At 74.0% G+C, this 18180-nt stretch carries 17 protein-coding genes; 11 read left to right on the top strand and 6 right to left on the bottom strand.

Annotated features, from left to right (window positions below):
- Position 1 precedes the first annotated feature (1 nt).
- From ABD358_RS10360 to ABD358_RS10350, 3 genes are read left to right on the top strand one after another with little or no spacing between them, the layout of a single operon-like run.
- Positions 2 to 526 carry a PadR family transcriptional regulator gene (locus tag ABD358_RS10360; RefSeq protein WP_344630615.1) on the top strand — a complete coding sequence of 175 codons (525 nt, stop codon included), beginning with the start codon at positions 2 to 4 and terminating at the stop codon, positions 524 to 526.
- Positions 523 to 1209 (top strand): ABC transporter ATP-binding protein, encoded by a 687-nt coding sequence (locus tag ABD358_RS10355; RefSeq protein ID WP_344630614.1) that lies wholly within the window; start codon positions 523 to 525, stop codon positions 1207 to 1209. The genes ABD358_RS10360 and ABD358_RS10355 overlap by 4 nt, the downstream gene beginning before the upstream one ends.
- Positions 1206 to 3632 (top strand): ABC transporter permease, encoded by a 2427-nt coding sequence (locus tag ABD358_RS10350; RefSeq protein ID WP_344630613.1) that lies wholly within the window; start codon positions 1206 to 1208, stop codon positions 3630 to 3632. Before ABD358_RS10355 ends, ABD358_RS10350 begins: the two co-directional genes overlap by 4 nt.
- A gap of 91 nt (positions 3633 to 3723) precedes the next feature.
- Here the strand turns inward: ABD358_RS10350 and ABD358_RS10345 are convergent, their stop codons facing one another.
- Positions 3724 to 4395, bottom strand: a complete 672-nt coding sequence (locus ABD358_RS10345) for a DUF1707 SHOCT-like domain-containing protein (protein WP_344630612.1) — start codon at positions 4393 to 4395, stop codon at positions 3724 to 3726.
- A 145-nt stretch (positions 4396 to 4540) separates the two neighbouring features.
- Between ABD358_RS10345 and ABD358_RS10340 the strand changes: the two genes are divergently transcribed.
- The 5 genes from ABD358_RS10340 (at position 4541) to ABD358_RS10320 (ending at position 11418) form a co-directional block, all read left to right on the top strand.
- Entirely contained in the window at positions 4541 to 6223 is a 1683-nt protein-coding gene (locus ABD358_RS10340; RefSeq protein WP_344630611.1) for a fumarate hydratase, read from the top strand.
- A gap of 25 nt (positions 6224 to 6248) precedes the next feature.
- Positions 6249 to 7667, top strand: coding sequence for a class II fumarate hydratase (locus ABD358_RS10335; protein WP_344630610.1), 1419 nt, complete (start codon positions 6249 to 6251; stop codon positions 7665 to 7667).
- Between the two features lie 89 nt (positions 7668 to 7756).
- Positions 7757 to 8440: a cytidylyl-2-hydroxypropylphosphonate hydrolase gene (fomD, locus tag ABD358_RS10330; RefSeq protein WP_344630609.1), complete on the top strand. Its 684-nt coding sequence runs from the start codon at positions 7757 to 7759 to the stop codon at positions 8438 to 8440.
- Positions 8441 to 8617: 177 nt separating this feature from the next.
- Positions 8618 to 9298: a class I SAM-dependent methyltransferase gene (locus ABD358_RS10325; RefSeq protein ID WP_344630608.1), complete on the top strand. Its 681-nt coding sequence runs from the start codon at positions 8618 to 8620 to the stop codon at positions 9296 to 9298.
- An 86-nt stretch (positions 9299 to 9384) separates the two neighbouring features.
- Positions 9385 to 11418: a SpoIIE family protein phosphatase gene (locus ABD358_RS10320; RefSeq protein ID WP_425576295.1), complete on the top strand. Its 2034-nt coding sequence runs from the start codon at positions 9385 to 9387 to the stop codon at positions 11416 to 11418.
- 113 nt (positions 11419 to 11531) lie between these two features.
- On the opposite strand, the gene ABD358_RS10315 is transcribed toward ABD358_RS10320, so the two are convergent.
- Together ABD358_RS10315 and ABD358_RS10310 are read right to left on the bottom strand one after the other, a co-directional pair.
- Positions 11532 to 12083 carry an alkyl hydroperoxide reductase gene (locus ABD358_RS10315; RefSeq protein WP_344630606.1) on the bottom strand — a complete coding sequence of 184 codons (552 nt, stop codon included), beginning with the start codon at positions 12081 to 12083 and terminating at the stop codon, positions 11532 to 11534.
- A gap of 10 nt (positions 12084 to 12093) precedes the next feature.
- Positions 12094 to 12648: a peroxiredoxin gene (locus ABD358_RS10310; RefSeq protein WP_344630605.1), complete on the bottom strand. Its 555-nt coding sequence runs from the start codon at positions 12646 to 12648 to the stop codon at positions 12094 to 12096.
- A 132-nt stretch (positions 12649 to 12780) separates the two neighbouring features.
- Between ABD358_RS10310 and ABD358_RS10305 the strand changes: the two genes are divergently transcribed.
- The gene (locus tag ABD358_RS10305) at positions 12781 to 13755 is read left to right on the top strand and encodes a LysR substrate-binding domain-containing protein (RefSeq protein ID WP_344630604.1); all 975 of its coding nucleotides are present in this window, start codon (positions 12781 to 12783) and stop codon (positions 13753 to 13755) included.
- 266 nt (positions 13756 to 14021) lie between these two features.
- A complete protein-coding gene (locus tag ABD358_RS10300) occupies positions 14022 to 14381 on the top strand; it encodes a WhiB family transcriptional regulator (protein WP_344630603.1) in 360 nt (119 codons plus the stop codon).
- Positions 14382 to 14540: 159 nt separating this feature from the next.
- Here ABD358_RS10300 and glpX read toward each other — a convergent pair whose 3' ends face one another.
- Entirely contained in the window at positions 14541 to 15575 is a 1035-nt protein-coding gene (glpX, locus tag ABD358_RS10295) for a class II fructose-bisphosphatase (RefSeq protein ID WP_344630602.1), read from the bottom strand.
- A gap of 178 nt (positions 15576 to 15753) precedes the next feature.
- On the opposite strand from glpX, the gene ABD358_RS10290 reads away from it, so the two are divergent.
- Positions 15754 to 16284: a DUF4245 domain-containing protein gene (locus tag ABD358_RS10290; RefSeq protein WP_344630601.1), complete on the top strand. Its 531-nt coding sequence runs from the start codon at positions 15754 to 15756 to the stop codon at positions 16282 to 16284.
- A gap of 204 nt (positions 16285 to 16488) precedes the next feature.
- On the opposite strand, the gene ABD358_RS10285 is transcribed toward ABD358_RS10290, so the two are convergent.
- Positions 16489 to 16803, bottom strand: a complete 315-nt coding sequence (locus tag ABD358_RS10285; protein WP_344630600.1) for an exodeoxyribonuclease VII small subunit — start codon at positions 16801 to 16803, stop codon at positions 16489 to 16491.
- A 38-nt stretch (positions 16804 to 16841) separates the two neighbouring features.
- Positions 16842 to 18065, bottom strand: coding sequence for an exodeoxyribonuclease VII large subunit (gene xseA, locus ABD358_RS10280; RefSeq protein ID WP_344630599.1), 1224 nt, complete (start codon positions 18063 to 18065; stop codon positions 16842 to 16844).
- Positions 18066 to 18180 lie beyond the last annotated feature (115 nt).

Here is an 18180-nt window from a genome sequence, read left to right as displayed (position 1 = left end):
CATGTCCATCGGCCACACCCTGCTGGGACTCCTGGAGACCGGCCCCCGCCACGGCTACGACCTCAAGCGCGCCTTCGACGAGCGCTTCGGCCACGACCGCCCGCTGCACTACGGGCAGGTCTACTCGACGATGTCCAGACTGCTGAAGAACGGCCTGGTGGAGGTCGAGGGGATCGAACCCGGGGAGGGGCCCGAGCGCAAGCGCTACGCCATCACCGACGCCGGGATCACCGACGTCGCCTCCTGGCTCGGCCGCCCTGAGAAGCCCGAGCCGTACCTGCAGTCCACCCTCTACACCAAGGTCGTCCTCGCCCTGCTGACCGGGCGCGACGCGGCGGAACTGCTGGACGTCCAGCGCTCCGAACACCTGCGGCTGATGCGCGAACTGACCCGGCGCAAGCAGAGCGGCGACCTCGCCGACCAGCTCATCTGCGACCACGCCCTGTTCCACCTCGAAGCCGACCTGCGCTGGCTGGAACTGACCGCCGCGCGCCTCGACCAACTCGCCCGGGAGGTACGCGGATGACCACCGCCGAACCGTTCCTGCACGCCGCCGGCCTGCGCAAGTCCTACGGACCCACCCCCGCCCTGGACGACGCGTCCTTCTCCGTCCACCCCGGCGAGGTCGTCGCCGTGATGGGCCCCTCCGGCTCCGGCAAGTCCACCCTGCTGCACTGCCTGGCCGGAATCGTCCGCCCCGACTCCGGCACGGTCCGCTACCGCGGCCGCGAACTGTCGGCGATGCCGGACGCCGAGCGCAGCGCCCTGCGGCGCTCGGAGTTCGGCTTCGTCTTCCAGTTCGGCCAGCTCGTCCCCGAGCTGACCTGCGCCGAGAACGTCGCCCTGCCGCTGCGCCTGACCGGTGTGTCCCGCAAGGAGGCCGAGGCCAGGGCCGCGGAGTGGCTGGAGCGGCTGGAGGTCGAGGACGTGCGGCACCACCGGCCCGGCCAGGTCTCCGGCGGCCAGGGCCAGCGCGTCGCCGTCGCCCGCGCCCTGGTGACCACGCCGCGCGTGGTCTTCGCCGACGAGCCCACCGGCGCGCTGGACTCCCTCAACGGCGAGCGGGTCATGCAGCTCCTCACCGACGCCGCCCGCGACACCCGGGCCGCCGTGGTGCTGGTGACCCACGAGGCCCGGGTCGCCGCCTACTCCGACCGCGAGATCGTCGTCCGCGACGGCAGGGTGCGGGACATGGCGGGCGCGGCATGAGCGCACTGGACTCCAGGGCGCCCCAGGCGCCCCCCGCCCCGCCGCCCGCACCGGCCCGGCAGCCCGCCGGTGCGGTCCGCTGGGCCGCCGACCTGCTGATGGGAGCCCGCTTCGCGCTCACCGGGGGCCGGGAGGGCTGGATCCGCACCGCGCTCACGGCGGTCGGCGTCGGCCTCGGCGTGGCGGTGCTGATGGTGGCCGCCTCCGTGCCCGCCATGCTCGACGCCCGCGATGCCCGCGGCGCGGCCCGGGCGGTCTCCGTCTTCGGCCCGGAGGCCGAGCGCTCCGAGCGCAGCGTGCTCGTCCTGGAGGACGGCACCGAGTTCCGCGACAAGGGCATCCACGGCCGGATCGTCCAGCGGGAGGGCAGCAGGCCGCCGGTGCCGCCGGGCCTGGACGAGTTCCCCGCCCCCGGCGAGATGGCGGTCTCGCCGGCGCTGCGCGAGCTGCTCTCGTCGCCCGAGGGCGAGCTGCTGAAGAAGCGGCTGCCCCACCGCATCGTCGGCACCATCGGCGAGGAGGGCCTGGTGGGGCCGCGGGAACTCTCCTACGTCCTGGGCTCCGACGAGCTCGACGGGACCGGCTTGGCCCACCGCACCGACCGCTTCGGCACCGACCACGAACCCGAATCGCTGGACGCCGTCCTGCTGCTGCTGGTGGTCGTCGTGTGCGTGGTGCTGCTGCTCCCGGTCGCGGTGTTCGTCGCCACCGCCGTCCGCTTCGGCGGCGAGCGCCGCGACCGCAGGCTCGCCGCGCTGCGGCTGGTCGGCGCCGACAGCCGGATGGTCCGGCGCATCGCCGCCGGCGAGTCGCTGGTGGGGGCCCTCCTCGGACTGGCCGTGGGCGCCGCGCTGTTCTGGCCCATCAGGCTCCTCATCGGCGAGGCCGAACTGTTCGGCATCAGCGTCTTCCCGTCGGACGTCCGGCCCAGCGCCCCGATCCTCGCGCTGATCCTGCTGGCCGTGCCCGCCTGCGCCGTGGCCGTCACCCTGTTCGCGCTGCGCGGGGTGGCCATCGAACCGCTCGGCGTCGTGCGCCAGGCCGGAGCGCGCGGGCGCAGGCTGTGGTGGCGGATGGCGCTGCCCGCGGCCGGACTGCTGCTGCTGGCCCCCTCGTTCGGGGGGATCAGCTCCGACGAGGAGACGATCGACACCTACCGCATCACCGCCGGCATCGTGCTGCTGCTGGCCGGTGTCACGGTCGTGCTGCCCTGGGTGGTGGAGAAGGCCGTGGGACGGCTGCGCGGCGGCCCCCTGTCCCTCCAGCTCGCCATCCGCCGCCTCCAGCTCGACAGCGGCCCGGCCGCCCGCGCGGTCGGCGGCATCACCGTCGCGGTCGCCGGGGCGATAGCCATCCAGATGTTCTTCAGCGGAGTGAGCGGCGCCTACACCAAGGACACCGGCCAGGACCCCCGGCGCGCCCAGATCCAGATCGGCAGCGCCGTCGAGGACGGCGGGGGGACCCGCGAGCTGGTCGAGCGGCTGGAGGCCGCCCGAGGCGTCCGGGAGGTGCTGGGGACGACCACCGGCCACTACCTGACGGTGGGGGCGGACCCCAACGGCGACGTCCCCTACACCCGGGTCAGCGTGGCCGACTGCGCCACGCTGAGGGAACTGGCGCGGATCACCGCGTGCGCGGAGGGCGACGTCTTCATCGTGCGCTCGGAGGACTCCGGGGACGGCGAGGACGGGCTCGGCGAGCGCCCCGGCGCGCGGCTCGACCTCAACCCCCCGAGGTACGACGAGGACGAGGGCGCCTACGAGCAGGCGGGCGACCGCGTGCCGTGGACCGTCCCCGGCGACGCCCGCGAGGTGGAGGCGCGCACCAGCCCCCAGGGCGAGATGATCTACGGCATCCTCGCCACCCCGCAGGCGATCGACGCCTCCGCGATGCGGGAGGCCCGTGCCGAGATCATGGTGAGGATCGACCGGGAGGTGCCGGACGCGGTGGAGCACGTCCGCAACGCCGCCGAGACCGGCCGCCCCGCCACCGATGTGATGGTGCTGGCGGCCACCCGGGAGGTCGAGGAGTTCGCCGCGATCCGGAAGGCCCTCCACATCGGGGCGGCCGGGGTGCTGCTGCTGATCGGCGCCGGCATGGTCGTCTCGACGCTGGAGCAGTTGCGCGAGCGCAGGAGGCTGCTGTCGGTGCTGGTCGCCTTCGGCACCCGGCGCTCCACGCTGGGCTGGTCGGTGCTGTGGCAGACCGCGCTGCCGGTGGTGCTCGGCCTGGCGCTGGCGGTCGCCGGCGGCATCGGGCTGGGCGCCGCCCTGCTGGCGACGGTCTCCACGCCGGTCGCGGTCGACTGGGCGGGCATCGCCGCCGTGACGGGCCTGGGCGCCGCGGTGATCCTGCTGGTGACCGCTCTCAGCCTTCCGCCCCTGTGGCGGATGATGCGCCCGGACGGGCTGCGCACGGAGTGACCGGCCCGCGCCGCGGCCGGCCGGGAGCCGCCGTCCACACGGCCCGCACCGGGGGCGGGCCGTGCGGACGGCCCGCCCCTTCCGGCGGGCGTCAGCGTCCGCGCAGGTCGCGCAGGCGCTTGCCGCGCCGGGGCCTGGCCTCGACGCCGCCGAAGACCGCCGCGCCGCGCACCACGACCACCGGCGCCTCCGGGTCGTCGGACTCCTGCGGCCGCACGTCGTAGCGGCCCATGACGCCGGTGCCGCCGCCGCGCAGGGTCACGTTCTCCGGGACCCTGATCTCTATCCCGCCGAAGAGCGCCGTGGCGCTGACGACGACCTCCCGCTGGTCGAACAGCGCCTCGGTCAGGTCGAGTTCGACGCCGCCGAAGAGGGCGAAGGCCCTGACCCCGGGGCCGATGCGCCGGCGCCCCCTGCGCGAGGCGCCGCCGAAGACCGCGAACAGGCGCTCGCCGCGCTCCCCGTGCGGGGGCCGGGGGGAGGCGGGAAGCGGCGGCGCGAAGGTCCGGGGTCCGGAGGCGTCCTGACGTCCCGCCGGCAGGTCGCGCACCAGCGGCGCCAGTTCGCCGACGGTCCTGGCCCGGTAGACCGAGTCGATCCGCTCGGCGTGCTCCTCGGTGTCCAGCCGCCCCTCCGCGAGCGCCTCGCGCAGGATCTCCGCGACCCCGTCGCGGTCGGCGTCCGACGCGCGTACGTCCGCCTCGGCCACGGTCCGTTCGGGCCGGTGCCCGGGCTGCTTCCCCGGGGAGCTCTTCTCGTCCACGGAGCCAGACTATCGAACGCGATACATCGCGACCAGGGGACGCGGGGGGCGAGCCGGGGGCGGACTGAGCCGGACCTCACACGCCCGGCCCCCGGTACGGGGTCTTACCCTGTGAGGCGCCGTCGTCGAGAGGAAGAGACCGTCCATGCCTGCCGATCCCCGCCCGCACCACCCGGCGTTCTCCTACACGGACCTGCTCCCCCTGGGCGAGGACACCACGTCCTACCGCCTGGTCACCGCCGAAGGCGTCAGCACCTTCGAGGCGGGCGGACGCACCTTCCTGAAGGTCGAGCCGGAGGCGCTGCGCCTGCTCGCGGCCGAGGCGATGCGCGACATCTCGCACTTCCTGCGCCCGGCGCACCTGGCCCAGCTCCGCCGCATCCTGGACGATCCCGAGGCGTCCCCCAACGACCGCTTCGTCGCCCTGGACCTGCTGAAGAACGCCAACATCGCCGCCGCCGGCGTCCTCCCGATGTGCCAGGACACCGGCACCGCGATCGTGATGGGCAAGCGCGGCCAGAACGTGCTCACCGAGGGCGGCGACGAGGAGGCCCTCTCCCGCGGCGTCTACGACGCGTACACCCAGCTCAACCTGCGCTACTCCCAGATGGCCCCGCTGACCATGTGGGAGGAGAGGAACACTGGCAACAACCTCCCGGCGCAGATCGAGCTGTACGCCACCGACGGCGACGCCTACAAGTTCCTGTTCATGGCCAAGGGCGGCGGCAGCGCCAACAAGTCCTTCCTCTACCAGGAGACCAAGGCCGTCCTGAACGAGGCGTCCATGATGCGCTTCCTGGAGGAGAAGATCCGCTCCCTGGGCACGGCCGCCTGCCCCCCGTACCACCTGGCGATCGTGGTCGGCGGCACCTCGGCGGAGTACGCGCTCAAGACCGCCAAGTACGCCTCCGCGCACTACCTGGACTCCCTGCCCGTCTCCGGCTCCCCGTCCGGCCACGGCTTCCGCGACCTGGAGCTGGAGGAGAAGGTCTTCGAGCTGACCCAGAAGCTCGGCATCGGCGCCCAGTTCGGCGGCAAGTACTTCTGCCACGACGTGCGCGTCGTCCGGCTGCCCCGCCACGGCGCGTCCTGCCCGGTGGCCATCGCCGTCTCCTGCTCCGCCGACCGCCAGGCGCTGGCGAAGATCACCGCCGAGGGCGTCTTCCTGGAGCAGCTCGAGAGGGACCCGGCACGCTTCCTGCCCGACACCACCGACGCCGACCTCGACTCGGACGTCGTGCGGATCGACCTCAACCGCCCGATGGACGAGATCCGCGCCGAGCTGTCCAAGTACCCGGTCAAGACCCGGCTGTCGCTGAGCGGCCCGCTGGTCGTCGCCCGCGACATCGCCCACGCCAAGATCAAGGAGCGGCTGGACGCCGGCGAGGAGATGCCGCGGTACCTGCGCGACCACGCCGTGTACTACGCGGGCCCGGCCAAGACCCCGGAAGGGTACGCCTCCGGCTCCTTCGGCCCGACGACCGCCGGCCGGATGGACGCCTACGTCGAGCAGTTCCAGGCGGCGGGCGGCTCCTTCGTGATGCTGGCCAAGGGCAACCGCAGTCGGCAGGTCACCGAGGCGTGCGCCAGGCACGGCGGCTTCTACCTCGGCTCCATCGGCGGACCGGCCGCCCGCCTCGCCCAGGACTGCATCAAGAAGGTCGAGGTCCTGGAGTACGAGGAGCTGGGCATGGAAGCGGTGTGGAAGATCGAGGTGGAGGACTTCCCGGCGTTCATCGTCGTCGACGACAAGGGCAACGACTTCTTCACCGACCCCGGCCCGGCGAAGCCCTTCGTCACCTCCATTCCGGTCCGTTCCGGGAACTGACGTCCCGGAGAAGTAGATTTGTCCCATGACCGGGACGAACGAGGAACACAGCAGGGCGAGCGGCGAGTACCGGACCGAGCGCGACTCCATGGGCGAGGTGCGGGTCCCCGCGCACGCCAGGTGGCGGGCGCAGACCCAGCGCGCCGTGGAGAACTTCCCGATCTCGGGCCTGCGCCTGGAGCGCGCGCACATCCAGGCGCTGGCCCGGATCAAGGAGGCGGCGGCCAGGGTCAACGCCGACCTCGGCGTCCTGGAACCGGAGATGGCCCGGGCCATCTCCGGGGCCGCCGCCGAGGTCGCCGAGGGACGCTGGGACGACCACTTCCCCGTGGACGTCTTCCAGACCGGCTCCGGCACCTCCTCCAACATGAACATGAACGAGGTCGTCGCCACCCTCGCGAGCGAGCGGCTGGGCGCGCCGGTGCACCCCAACGACCACGTCAACGCCAGCCAGTCCTCCAACGACGTCTTCCCCTCCTCCATCCACATCGCGGCGACCGCGGCCGTCACCGGGGACCTGATCCCCGCGCTGGAGCACCTGGCCGGGGCGCTGGAGCGGAAGGCGGAGGAGTTCGCCGGCGTGGTCAAGTCGGGCCGCACCCACCTGATGGACGCCACGCCCGTCACGCTCGGCCAGGAGTTCGGCGGCTACGCGGCGCAGATGCGGTACGGGGTGGAGCGGCTGCGCGCCTGCCTGCCGCGGCTGGCCGAGCTGCCGCTGGGCGGCACCGCGGTGGGCACCGGCATCAACACCCCGCCCGGCTTCTCGGCGGCCGTGATCGCCGAGGTCGCCCGCGCCACCGGGCTGCCGCTGACCGAGGCCCGCGACCACTTCGAGGCCCAGGGCGCCCGCGACGCCCTGGTGGAGACCTCCGGCCAGCTCCGCACGGTCGCCGTCGGCCTGACCAAGATCTGCAACGACCTGCGCTGGATGTCGTCGGGCCCGCGCACCGGCCTGGCCGAGATCCGGCTGCCCGACCTCCAGCCCGGCTCCTCGATCATGCCGGGCAAGGTCAACCCGGTGATCCCCGAGGCGGTCCTGATGGTCGCCGCCCAGGTGACGGGGAACGACACGGCGGTCGCGGTGGCCGGGGCGTCGGGCAACTTCGAGCTGAACGTGATGCTCCCGGTGATCGCGAAGAACCTCCTGGAGTCCATCCGGCTGCTGGCCAACGCCTCCCGCCTGCTGGCCGACCGCACGGTCGACGGCATCGAGGCGGACGTCGAGCGCGCCCGCGAGTACGCGGAGTCCTCGCCGTCCGTGGTGACCCCGCTGAACAGGTACATCGGGTACGAGGAGGCCGCGAAGGTCGCCAAGAGGTCCCTGGCGGAACGGAAGACGATCCGCGAGGTGGTCCTGGAGTCCGGTTACGTCGAGCGCGGCCTGATCACGCCGGAGCAGCTGGACGAGGCCCTGGACGTGCTGCGCATGACCCGCCCCTGACCCCGCGGCGGCTCCCGCCGCCCGCCCGCGGCGGCGGGAGCCGCCGCGCGGACCGCGGACCGTCCCCGCCCCCCGAATAGGATCCGCTCATGACAGCGCAGACGGAGGACAACACGGGGACGGCGGGCGGCCCGCGCTGGAGCGCGGGGGAGCACATCCTGTGGCGGTACCGGGCCAACGGCGGCGACCACGTCCACATCTGCCGGCCCGTGACCGTCGTCCGCGACACCCCGGAGCTGCTCGCCGTGTGGATGGCGCCCGGGACCACGTGCGTCAGACCCGAACTGGCGGACGGCACGCCCCTGCACCGCGAACCGCTCGCCACCCGCTACACCAAGCCGCGCAGGACCGTGCGCTCGCGGTGGTTCGGCACCGGCGTGCTCAAGCTCGCGCGGGCCGGCGAGCCCTGGTCGGTGTGGCTGTTCTGGGACCGCGGCTGGCGCTTCAGGAACTGGTACGTGAACCTGGAGGAGCCGCTGCGCCGCTGGGCGGGCGGGGTGGACTCCGAGGACCACTTCCTGGACATCGCCGTCTACCCCGACCGCACCTGGGAGTGGAAGGACGAGGACGAGTTCGCCCAGGCCCGGCGCGCCGGCCTGATGGACGAGGACCAGGCCGAGCGGGTACGGGCGGCGGGACGGCGGGCCGTGGAGACGATCCGCGCCTGGGCCAGCCCGTTCCGCGACGGCTGGGAGCACTGGCGCCCCGACCCCGCCTGGGCGGTCCCCGCGCTGCCGGAGGACTGGGACCGGGAGCCGGCCCGGGCCGAATGAGGGACTGGTGGGGGTGGCCCGCTTCTCGCATGATGGCCACGGAAGACGCCGCGACCCCTTGCTGCGTCCCCGCACCGCGACCGTAGGATCGACCCGGACTTCCGGGAAGCCCCACACTGTACGAACTCCCCGTCCCGGGAAGGGAATTGACGCACGTCCGCGAGAGGAGCCCCAGACGTGAGCAGCACGGACGGCCATCAGGCGTACGCGGACTACGACCGGACGGCGATCGACCGCACCGGCCAGGCCGAGGCGTTCGACGTCATCGGCGACCGCTACGACGAGGTGTTCCCGCACAAGGAGGGGCAGACGGCGGCCGGCGCCTGGCTGGCCGGGCAGCTGCCCGCCGGATCGCGCGTGCTCGACGTCGGCTGCGGCACCGGAGTGCCCACGGCCCGTCAGCTCACGGAGGCCGGGCACCGGGTCGTCGGCATCGACTTCTCCGCCGCCATGGTCAAGAGCAGCCGGGAGAACGTCCCCGGCGCCGAGTTCCACCAGATGGACATCGCGGACCTGGAGAGCAGCGGCCTGGGGCCCTTCGACGGCGCCGCGGCCTTCTTCTCGCTGCTGATGCTGCCGAGGGCGGAGATCCCCGTCGCGCTGCGCATGCTGCACGGGCAGCTCGTCCCCGGCGCGCCGCTGGCCCTGGGCATGGTCGAGGCGGACGTGGACGACTTCGGCATCCCGTTCCTGGGCAACACGATCCGGGTATCGGGGTATCTGCGGGACGAACTGCGCCAGGTGGTGCGGGACGCGGGCTTCGAGATCGCCGGGGAGGAGTCGTTCGCCTACGCGCCGGCCAGCACGGACGTGTCCCCCGAGATACAGATCTTCCTGAACTGCCGACGACGCCCCTAGTCCCCAAGCGCTGGGCACGCCCGATGCGCGGCCCCGGACGGATGGAATCCTACGCGTGACGGAGTACCCCACCCCCCAGCAGCCCGCTGCCCGGCCGATGGGCGGCGGCGCCCGCACGGCCATGCCCGTGGCGGGCCGCGCGGACGCCGCGGCCGCAGCGCTTCCCGACCCCCGCGGCGGCCGGCGCGCCCCAGGACGTCCCCCGCGGCGTCCCCTCCCAGCCGCCGGATGCGTCGGCGCAGGCCTCCGTGACGGAGACGGGTCATGCCCGGCCCGCGGGCGGCGAGGAGTCCGCCGGACGGCGCCGCCCCGGCGCGCTGGACGGGACCGGCGGGGACGCCGCGCCCGGCGCGGCCGAGCACCCCAGCGGGGACGAGCGGGCCGAGCGGGAGCGGCGCGGGGGAGACCGGCTGCGCTTCGTGGGGGCCGCCACCCGGCGGATCGCCCGCGGGGTGGACCTGGACGAGACCGTGCTCGGCCTGTGCCGGGCCAGCGTGCCCGCGTTCAGCGACGCGATTCTGGTGTACCTGCGCGATCCGCTGCCGGTGGGGGACGAGCGGCCCGCCGGCCCCTTCGTCCTGCGGCTGCGCCGCACCGACCGGCTGCCGGACCACGCGCTGGAGACGCCCGCCGACCAGGACCTCTCCGACACCGGCGAGTTCCCGCTGCCCCTGCTGGTCGGCCCGCCGGAGGGCACGGCGGGCGGGGCGCCGGAACTGATCGAGGTGCGCGGCGGCGGCCCGCTGGCCGAGGTGCTGCGCGGGGTGCGTCCGGTGTTCGGCGACTCCTCCACCGCCCGGGAGGCGCTGCCCGAGCTGCTCGGCCCCGGACGGGACGTCCCGGTCGGGCGCCGGGCGATCCTCGCCCCGCTGCGCGGGCGCCGCCGGGTCATCGGCGCGGCCGTCTTCCTGCGCCGCCCCGACCGGGCCGCCTTCGAGTCCGACGACCTGCTGGTGGCCGCGCAGCTCGCCACGCACACCGCGCTGGGCGTGGACAAGGCGGTGCTCTACGGCCGCGAGGCGTACATCGCCGACGAGTTGCAGCGCACCATGCTCCCCGACGAGCTGCCCCAGCCCACCGGCGTGACGCTGGCCAGCCGCTACCTCCCGGCCGCCGAGACCGCCCGGGTCGGCGGCGACTGGTACGACGCGATACCGCTGCCCGGGGGCCGGGTGGCGCTGGTGGTGGGGGACGTCATGGGGCACTCCATGACCTCCGCCGCGATCATGGGCCAGCTCCGCACCACCGCGCAGACCCTGGCCGGGCTGGACCTGCCGCCCCAGGAGGTGCTCCACCACCTCGACGAGCAGGCCCAGCGGCTCGGCAGCGACCGCATGGCCACCTGCCTGTACGCCGTCTACGACCCCGTCGCGCACCGGATCGTGGTGGCCAACGCCGGGCACCCGCCGCCGGTGATGCTCTACCGCGACGGCCGGGCGGAGGTGCTGCGCATCCCGGCGGGCGCGCCCATCGGGGTGGGCGGCGTGGACTTCGAGGCGGTGGAGCTGGACGCCCCGTCGGGCGCGACGCTGCTGCTCTACACCGACGGCCTGGTGGAGTCCCGGCACCGCGACGTGTGGACCGGGATCGAGCACCTGCGCGAGAAGCTGGCGGAGACGGCCGGGCTGACCCGCCCCGACACCGCGCCGCCGCTGGAGCCGCTCTGCGACGAGGTGCTGGACATCCTGGGACCGGGCGACCGGGACGACGACATCGCGCTGCTGGCGGCCCGGTTCGACGGGATACCGCCCAGCGACGTCGCCTACTGGTACCTCGACCCGCGCGCCCAGACCGCGCGGCAGGCCCGCCGGCTGGCGCGGCGCGCGCTGGAGCGCTGGAACCTGGAGGAGCTGACGGACTCCGTCGAACTGCTGGTCAGCGAGGTGGTGACCAACGCCGTCCGGTACGCCGAGCGCCCCATCACGCTGCGGCTGCTCCGCACCGACGTGCTGCGCTGCGAGGTGGGGGACGACGTCCCGCAGCTTCCCAGGCTGCGGCAGGCGAGGGCCACGGACGAGGGCGGCCGGGGCCTGTACCTGGTCAACCGGCTCGCCCGGCGCTGGGGCGCGACGCGGCTGAGCACCGGCAAGGTGGTGTGGTTCGAGATCCCGTTCCCGTGAGCGGGCGCGCCCGCGGCCTCGGGGCGGCGGGCGACACGCGGGACGGCCCCGGACCGGTGACGGGTCCGGGGCCGTTCGGCCGTGTGCGCGGCGGTGCGCCGGGCCGGCGGGGGTCAGGACAGGGCCGGGGCCGGGTCGGCCAGGGCCGCCTCGGCGTCCAGGACCGTGCCGACCGCCTGGACGACGGACGCGATCTTGAAGGCCTCCTGGATCGTCTCGCGGTCCACACCGGCCTTGCGCAGCACCTGCTCGTGGGAGTCGAGGCACTGCCCGCAGCCGTTGATCGCGGAGACGGCCAGCGACCACAGCTCGAAGTCGGTCTTCTCCACGCCGGGGTTGCCGATGACGTTCATCCGCAGGCCCGCGCGCAGGTTGCCGTACTCCGGGTCCGACAGCAGGTGCCGGGTCCGGTAGAAGACGTTGTTCATCGCCATGACGGCGGCGGCGGCCTTGGCCGCGGTGTACGCCTCGGGGGAGAGGTTGGCCTTCGCCTCGGGCTCCAGCGCGGTCAGCACCTTCGGCGAGCGGGAGGCGATCGCGCAGGCCAGCACCGTGCCCCACAGCTGCTGCGCGGGCAGGTCGGAGTTGCCTATCACCGAGCCGAGGTTGAGCTTGAGGTCCTTGGCGTAGTCGGGCAGGGCCGACTTCAGGTCGTCGAGAGCCATGGCGCCTTCCTCACTCGCCCGCGAGCAGCTTGACCGGGTCGAGGGTCTCCTCGCCCTTCTTCCAGTTGCAGGGGCACAGCTCGTCGGTCTGCAGGGCGTCCAGCACCCGCAGGACCTCCTTGGGGTTACGGCCGACGGAGCCGGCGGTCACCATGGTGAACTGGATCTCGTTGTTCTGGTCCACGATGAAGACCGCGCGCTGGGCGTAGCCGTCCTCGCCCTCGACGCCGCAGGCCCGCATCAGCTCGTGCTTGGGGTCGGCCAGCATCGGGAAGGGCAGGTCGCGCAGGTCGGGGTGGTCCTTGCGCCAGGCGTGGTGGACGTACTCGGAGTCACCGGAGACGCCCAGGATCTGGGCGTCGCGGTCGGCGAACTCCTCGTTCAGCTTGCCGAACGCGGCGATCTCGGTCGGGCAGACGAAGGTGAAGTCCTTCGGCCAGAAGAAGACGACCTTCCACTTGCCCTCGTAGGTCTTGTGGTTGATCTGCTCGAACGCCTTGTCGGCCTCGATGTCCACGCAGGCGGTCAGGTCGAACTCGGGGAACTTGTCTCCGACAGTGAGCACACGCTCTCCTTGTTGCGCGGAAATGCCCCAGGCCGGGGTTTTCCTGAGGGTTGGACATGATCCACACTGCCATAGACGACATTGATCACAGAAATAACTAGACTCGTCCGCATTGATCGAGGGAGGTTATCGTTGGCTCCGCCGACCCGACGTCCTCGCCGGGGACGCCCGCCCACCCTGTCCCAGCTGAGGGCGTTCACGGCGGTGGCCGAACACCTGCACTTCCGGGAGGCCGCCGCGGAGATCGGCATGAGCCAGCCCGCCCTGTCGGGCGCCGTCGCGGCGCTGGAGGAGTCGCTGGGCGTGCAACTGGTCGAGCGTACGACGCGCAGGGTGCTCCTCTCGCCGGCGGGGGAACGGCTGGCGGCCCGCGCCCGCACGGTCCTGGACGCGGTCGGCGAGCTGCTGGAGGAGGCGGAGGCGGTACGGGGGCCGTTCACGGGACCGCTGCGGCTCGGGGTGATCCCCACCTGCGCGCCGTACCTGCTGCCCACGGTGCTGCGGCTCGTTCACGAACGCTATCCCGACCTGGACCTCCAGGTGTACGAGGAGCAGACGGCCTCGCTGCTGGAGGGCCTCCTGAACGGGCGGCTCGACCTGCTGCTGCTCGCCGTGCCGCTGGGCACGCCCGAGTCCGCGGCGGCCGCCGGCGTGGCGGAGGTGCCGCTGTTCGACGAGGACTTCGTCCTGGTGACACCCCGGGACCATGAGCTGGCGGGCCGGGACGGCCTGCCGCGCGAGGCCCTGCGCGACCTGGAGCTGCTCCTCCTGGACGAGGGGCACTGTCTGCGCCAGCAGGCCCTGGAGGTGTGCCGGGAGGCCGGCCGCTCCGAGGGCGTCCCGGCCGGCACGAGCGCGGCCGGGCTCTCCACCCTGGTCCAGCTCGTCGCCGGCGGGCTCGGGGTGACGCTGCTGCCGCGCACCTCGCTGCGGGTGGAGACGGCGCGGAACGAGATGCTGGCGACCGCCCGGTTCGCCGACCCGGCGCCCTCGCGGCGGATCGGTCTGGCGATGCGGGCGGGTGCGGTCCGGCGGCACGAGTTCGAGGTGCTCGCCAAGGATTTGCGGGAGGCAATGCGTCCGCTTCCGGTGCGGATCGTGGAGTGACGGTGCGGCGGCCCGGCGCCGCACCGTCCGCAGCGCCGCGCGCATGCTGCGCACACGCCGCCACGCGTCCCGTGCGCACCGGGAGTTGAACCACCGCGCCAGGCTTCCCGGCGATACGCCACCGTATGCATAAGCGCGCACACAGTGGGTAGGCCGCATGCATCGTCTCTCGTACGGCCGCAGTGCGAACCGCCGTGCGCAGCAAGGCGGACCAGGGTGACTCAATCGACAGATCGAACAGCCGTAGCCGTCGTCAGGAGTAGACCGTGCTGCCAACGCCGCATCAGTCTCCGCAGGCCGCCGTCGTCCCCGTCCAGCGCGCCTCCTCGCGGGAGCACGCAGGACCGTGGCACTCCGAGGCGGTCTGCCGCAGGGACGAGGCCGGGTTGTTCTTCGCCCCCTCCAAGGAGCCCACCGCCGCCCGGCTCTCCCGCGAGCAGGCGGCCAAACGGGTCTGTGCGCGCTGCCCGGTGCTCGTCGAGTGCCGCGAGCACGCCCTCCTCCAGCCCGAACCGTACGGCGTGTGGGGCGGGTTGACCGCCGCCGAGCGCAGAGTGGTGCTCGCCCGCCGGCGCCGCCGCGACGCCGATCTGGGGCAGTCCGCGCAGGTGTCCCGCATCGCCTGAGCACCGCCCGGACACCCCCGGCACCCGGACGCCCCGGCACCCGGACACCCCCGGGCGTGCTCCGGGCGCCCCTGAGCACCGCCCCGGCGCGGCCCGGCCGGCCGGTGCCTCCGTGCGGCGGCGGGCCGTCCGCCCGCCGCCGGGGCGGCCGGACCGGGCTCAGCGGGCCCGGTCGAAGTCGACGGCGCTGTAGGCGCGCAGCTTCGACAGCTTGTGGGTGGAGTCGATGAGGCGGATCGTGCCGGACTTCGACCGCATCACCAGCGACTGGGTGGTGGCCGTCTCCGCGCGGTAGCGCACCCCGCGCAGCAGCTCGCCGTCCGTGACACCGGTGGCGACGAAGAACACGTTGTCGCCGCCGACCAGGTCGTCGGTGGTCAGGACCCGGTCCAGGTCGTGGCCCGCGTCGACGGCCTTCTGCCGCTCCTCGTCGTCCTTCGGCCACAGCCTGCCCTGGATGACGCCGCCCAGGCACTTGATCGCGCAGGCGGCGATGACCCCCTCCGGCGTACCGCCGATGCCCAGCAGCAGGTCGACGCCGGTGCCCTCGCGCGCGGCCATGATCGCACCCGCGACGTCGCCGTCCGAGATGAACTTGATCCGGGCGCCCGACTCCCGGACCTCCTTCACGATGTCCGCGTGGCGGGGCCGGTCGAGGATCACCACGGTGACGTCCTCGGGGCTGCCGCCCTTGGCCTTGGCCACCCGGCGGATGTTGACCGAGGGCGGGGCCGTGATGTCGACGAACTCCGCCGCCTCCGGCCCGGTGACCAGCTTGTCCATGTAGAACACGGCGCTCGGGTCGAACATCGAGCCGCGCTCGGCCACCGCCAGCACCGACACCGCGTTGCCCATGCCCTTGGCCGTCAGCGTCGTGCCGTCCACCGGGTCCACGGCCACGTCGCACTCCGGGCCGGTCCCGTCGCCCACCCGCTCGCCGTTGAAGAGCATCGGGGCCTCGTCCTTCTCCCCCTCGCCGATGACGACGACGCCGTTCATCGAGACGGTGGAGACCAGGGTGCGCATGGCCTTGACGGCGGCGCCGTCCGCGCCGTTCTTGTCGCCACGCCCGACCCAGCGGCCCGATGCCATGGCACCCGCCTCGGTGACGCGGACGAGCTCCAGGGCGAGGTTGCGGTCGGGGGCTTCGGGACTGACTTCGAGCTGGGAGGGGAGGTGGTTGTGATCGGTCATCGTGACGCACCTTTCTGCACGTCTGTACGGCCTCCGAACGCGACGGCCGAAGCTTGAGGGTGCTTCGACCCTATCCGGGAGAACGGCAGAGTGAGCAGAGCGCCCCACGGATGAGCGCTTTGGCGGTCGGCCGGGGGTGGTGGTCCAGGCGGAACCGGGCATGGGGGACGATGGGTGCGTGGCAAGCAAGCGCGGCACGCAGACAGCGCGGGACATGGTGCTGTCGATGCTGGTGATCCTCCTCGGCGCCGGCCTCGTCTACCTGTTCATCCCGCACGACGACTCGCTGGACCCGGTCCGTCCGATCACCTACGACACCGAACTGGCCACGGCCCGCAGAGCGGCGCCGTACCCGCTGGCCGCCCCGGTCGGCCTGCCCGAGACCTGGCGCGCCACCTCGGTGAGGTACGACGGGCAGAGCGACCACGGGGCCGTCTGGCACCTGGGCTTCATGGACCCGGACAACGAGTACGCGGCCGTCGAGCAGGGCGACGGGAAGCCCGACGCCTTCATCGCCGAGGTCACCCACGGCGCGGAGCCGACCGGCGAGAACCGGACGGTGGACGGCGAGGAGTGGGAGCGCTACGAGGGCCCCAAGTACGACGCCCTGGTGCACCGTGAGGACGGGGTGACCACGGTCGTCACGGGCACGGCGCCGTTCGACAGCCTCGCACGGCTGGCCGCCGCGCTCGAGGCCGGGGAGAACTGAGCGGCCGCGAGCCGGAAGCCGGGCCGCGCGGAGGCGCCGGACGGTGGTGACGGCGTCCCCCGCCCCGGGCACGCCGACCGGGGCGGCGCCGCCCGGGGCCGGGGCCGTGGAGGGCGCCTCCTTGAGCGGACGGTCCGGCTCCGCGCCGTCCACCGCGGACAGGGCGTCCAGGGGCCCGAACGCGGGACCGGCCGGGCGGAGCCGTCACACCCCGTTCTCGCCCTCCTCGCCCTCCTGGCCGTCCACACCGCCGGGGCCGTCGTCCTCCGCGAACCCCCCGTCCTCCCCGTCCCCCTCGCCGCCGGCCTCCTCCGCCAGCGCCGCGTCCAGCCGGGCGCGGGCGCCGTCCAGCCAGCGGCGGCAGACCGCGGCCAGCTCCTCGCCGCGCTCCCACAGGGCGAGCGACTCCTCCAGGGTGGAACCGCCCGCCTCCAGACGCCGGACCACGGCGATCAGCTCGTCGCGCGCCTGCTCGTAACCCATCTCCCCGGCCGGCGGCGGGGTGCTCGCATCCGTCATGGGCCCAGCCTAGGGCCGGGGTCGGACAGCCCCGCGGCTCACCCGGCCCCGCCCGGCCGCCGGGCCGTCACCGTCAGCTCGCCCTCGGCGAGGCGGGCCCGCAGCTCCTCGCCGTCCGCCACCTCCCCGGGGGCCCGCACCGCCGTCCCGTCGGCCCGCTGGAGCACCGCGTAGCCGCGCCGGAGCGTCGCCGCGGGCGACAGCGCGACGACCCGGGCGAGGGTGTGCTCCAGCTCCGTCCCGGCCCGGTCCAGCAGGTGCCCGAACGTCCTGCGGCTCCGGTCGAGCAGCGCCCCGACCTGCTCCTCGCGCTCCTCCACCATCGTGTACGGGCGGGCCATCACCGGACGGCTCATGGTGTCCGCCAGGCCGCGCTCCTGGCGCTCCAGCATCGCCTCGACCGCCCGCAGCGCCCGCTCGCGCAGCTGCCGCACCCGCTCCAGCTCCTCGGCCACGTCCGGCACCACGTCCTTGGCGGCGTGCGTCGGCGTCCGGGAGCGCAGGTCGGCCACCAGGTCCAGCAGCGGGGTGTCCGGCTCGTGCCCGATGGCCGAGACGACGGGCGTGACGCACGCGGCCACGGCCCGCACGAGCTGCTCGTCGGAGAAGGGCAGCAGGTCTTCGACGCTGCCGCCGCCCCGGGCCACGATGATCACGTCCACGTCCGGGTCGGCGTCCAGCTCCCTGACCGCGGCGATCACCTGCGGCACCGCGTGCACCCCCTGCACGGCCACGTTGCGCACCGCGAAGCGGACGGCGGGCCAGCGCTGCCGGGCCGTCTCCAGCACGTCCCGCTCGGCCGCCGAGGCACGGCCGGTGACCAGTCCGACCAGCCGCGGCAGGAAGGGCAGCGGCTTCTTCCGCTCGGCCGCGAACAGGCCCTCGGCGGCCAGGGACCTCTTCAGCCGCTCCAGCCGCGCCAGCAGCTCGCCGACCCCCACCGGCCGGATGTCCGCCACCCGCAGGGAGAGCTGGCCGCGCGGCGCGTACCACTCCGGCTTGCCGTGCACCACCACCCGGGCGCCCTCGGAGACCACGTCCGCGACCCGGTCGAAGACGGCGCGGTAGCAGGTCACGGTCAGGGAGACGTCCTGGGAGGGGTCGCGCAGGGTCATGAACACCACCCCCGCGCCGGGGCGCCGGGAGAGCTGGGTGATCTGCCCCTCGACCCAGACGGCGCCGAGCCGGTCGATCCATCCGCCGATCAGCCGCGACACCTCGCCGACGGGAACCGGCGCCTCGGGCGACGTGTTGAGAGCCATGCGAGGAGGCTAGCCGCCCGCGCCGACAGCGGCCCCAGGCCGGCGCCGACTCCCCGGTCCGCCCCGGCCCGCCCCGGGTCCGGTCTCCTCGCCGACGGGGCCCGCCGGCCCGGCC

The sequence above is a fragment of the Streptomyces glaucosporus genome, assembly GCF_039533345.1.
Classification (GTDB): Bacteria; Actinomycetota; Actinomycetes; order Streptomycetales; family Streptomycetaceae; genus Streptomyces; species Streptomyces glaucosporus.
This window is presented reverse-complemented; position numbering and strand designations above follow the sequence as displayed.

Coding starts and splice junctions, on each gene's coding strand:
- ABD358_RS10340 (WP_344630611.1), top strand. CDS start 4,541: ATGCCTGCCGATCCCCGCCCGCACCACCCGGCGTTCTCCTACACGGAC.
- ABD358_RS10355 (WP_344630614.1), top strand. CDS start 523: ATGACCACCGCCGAACCGTTCCTGCACGCCGCCGGCCTGCGCAAGTCC.
- ABD358_RS10360 (WP_344630615.1), top strand. CDS start 2: ATGTCCATCGGCCACACCCTGCTGGGACTCCTGGAGACCGGCCCCCGC.
- xseA (WP_344630599.1), bottom strand. CDS start 18,065: ATGGCTCTCAACACGTCGCCCGAGGCGCCGGTTCCCGTCGGCGAGGTG.
- ABD358_RS10285 (WP_344630600.1), bottom strand. CDS start 16,803: ATGACGGATGCGAGCACCCCGCCGCCGGCCGGGGAGATGGGTTACGAG.
- ABD358_RS10315 (WP_344630606.1), bottom strand. CDS start 12,083: ATGGCTCTCGACGACCTGAAGTCGGCCCTGCCCGACTACGCCAAGGAC.
- ABD358_RS10335 (WP_344630610.1), top strand. CDS start 6,249: ATGACCGGGACGAACGAGGAACACAGCAGGGCGAGCGGCGAGTACCGG.
- ABD358_RS10350 (WP_344630613.1), top strand. CDS start 1,206: ATGAGCGCACTGGACTCCAGGGCGCCCCAGGCGCCCCCCGCCCCGCCG.
- glpX (WP_344630602.1), bottom strand. CDS start 15,575: ATGACCGATCACAACCACCTCCCCTCCCAGCTCGAAGTCAGTCCCGAA.
- fomD (WP_344630609.1), top strand. CDS start 7,757: ATGACAGCGCAGACGGAGGACAACACGGGGACGGCGGGCGGCCCGCGC.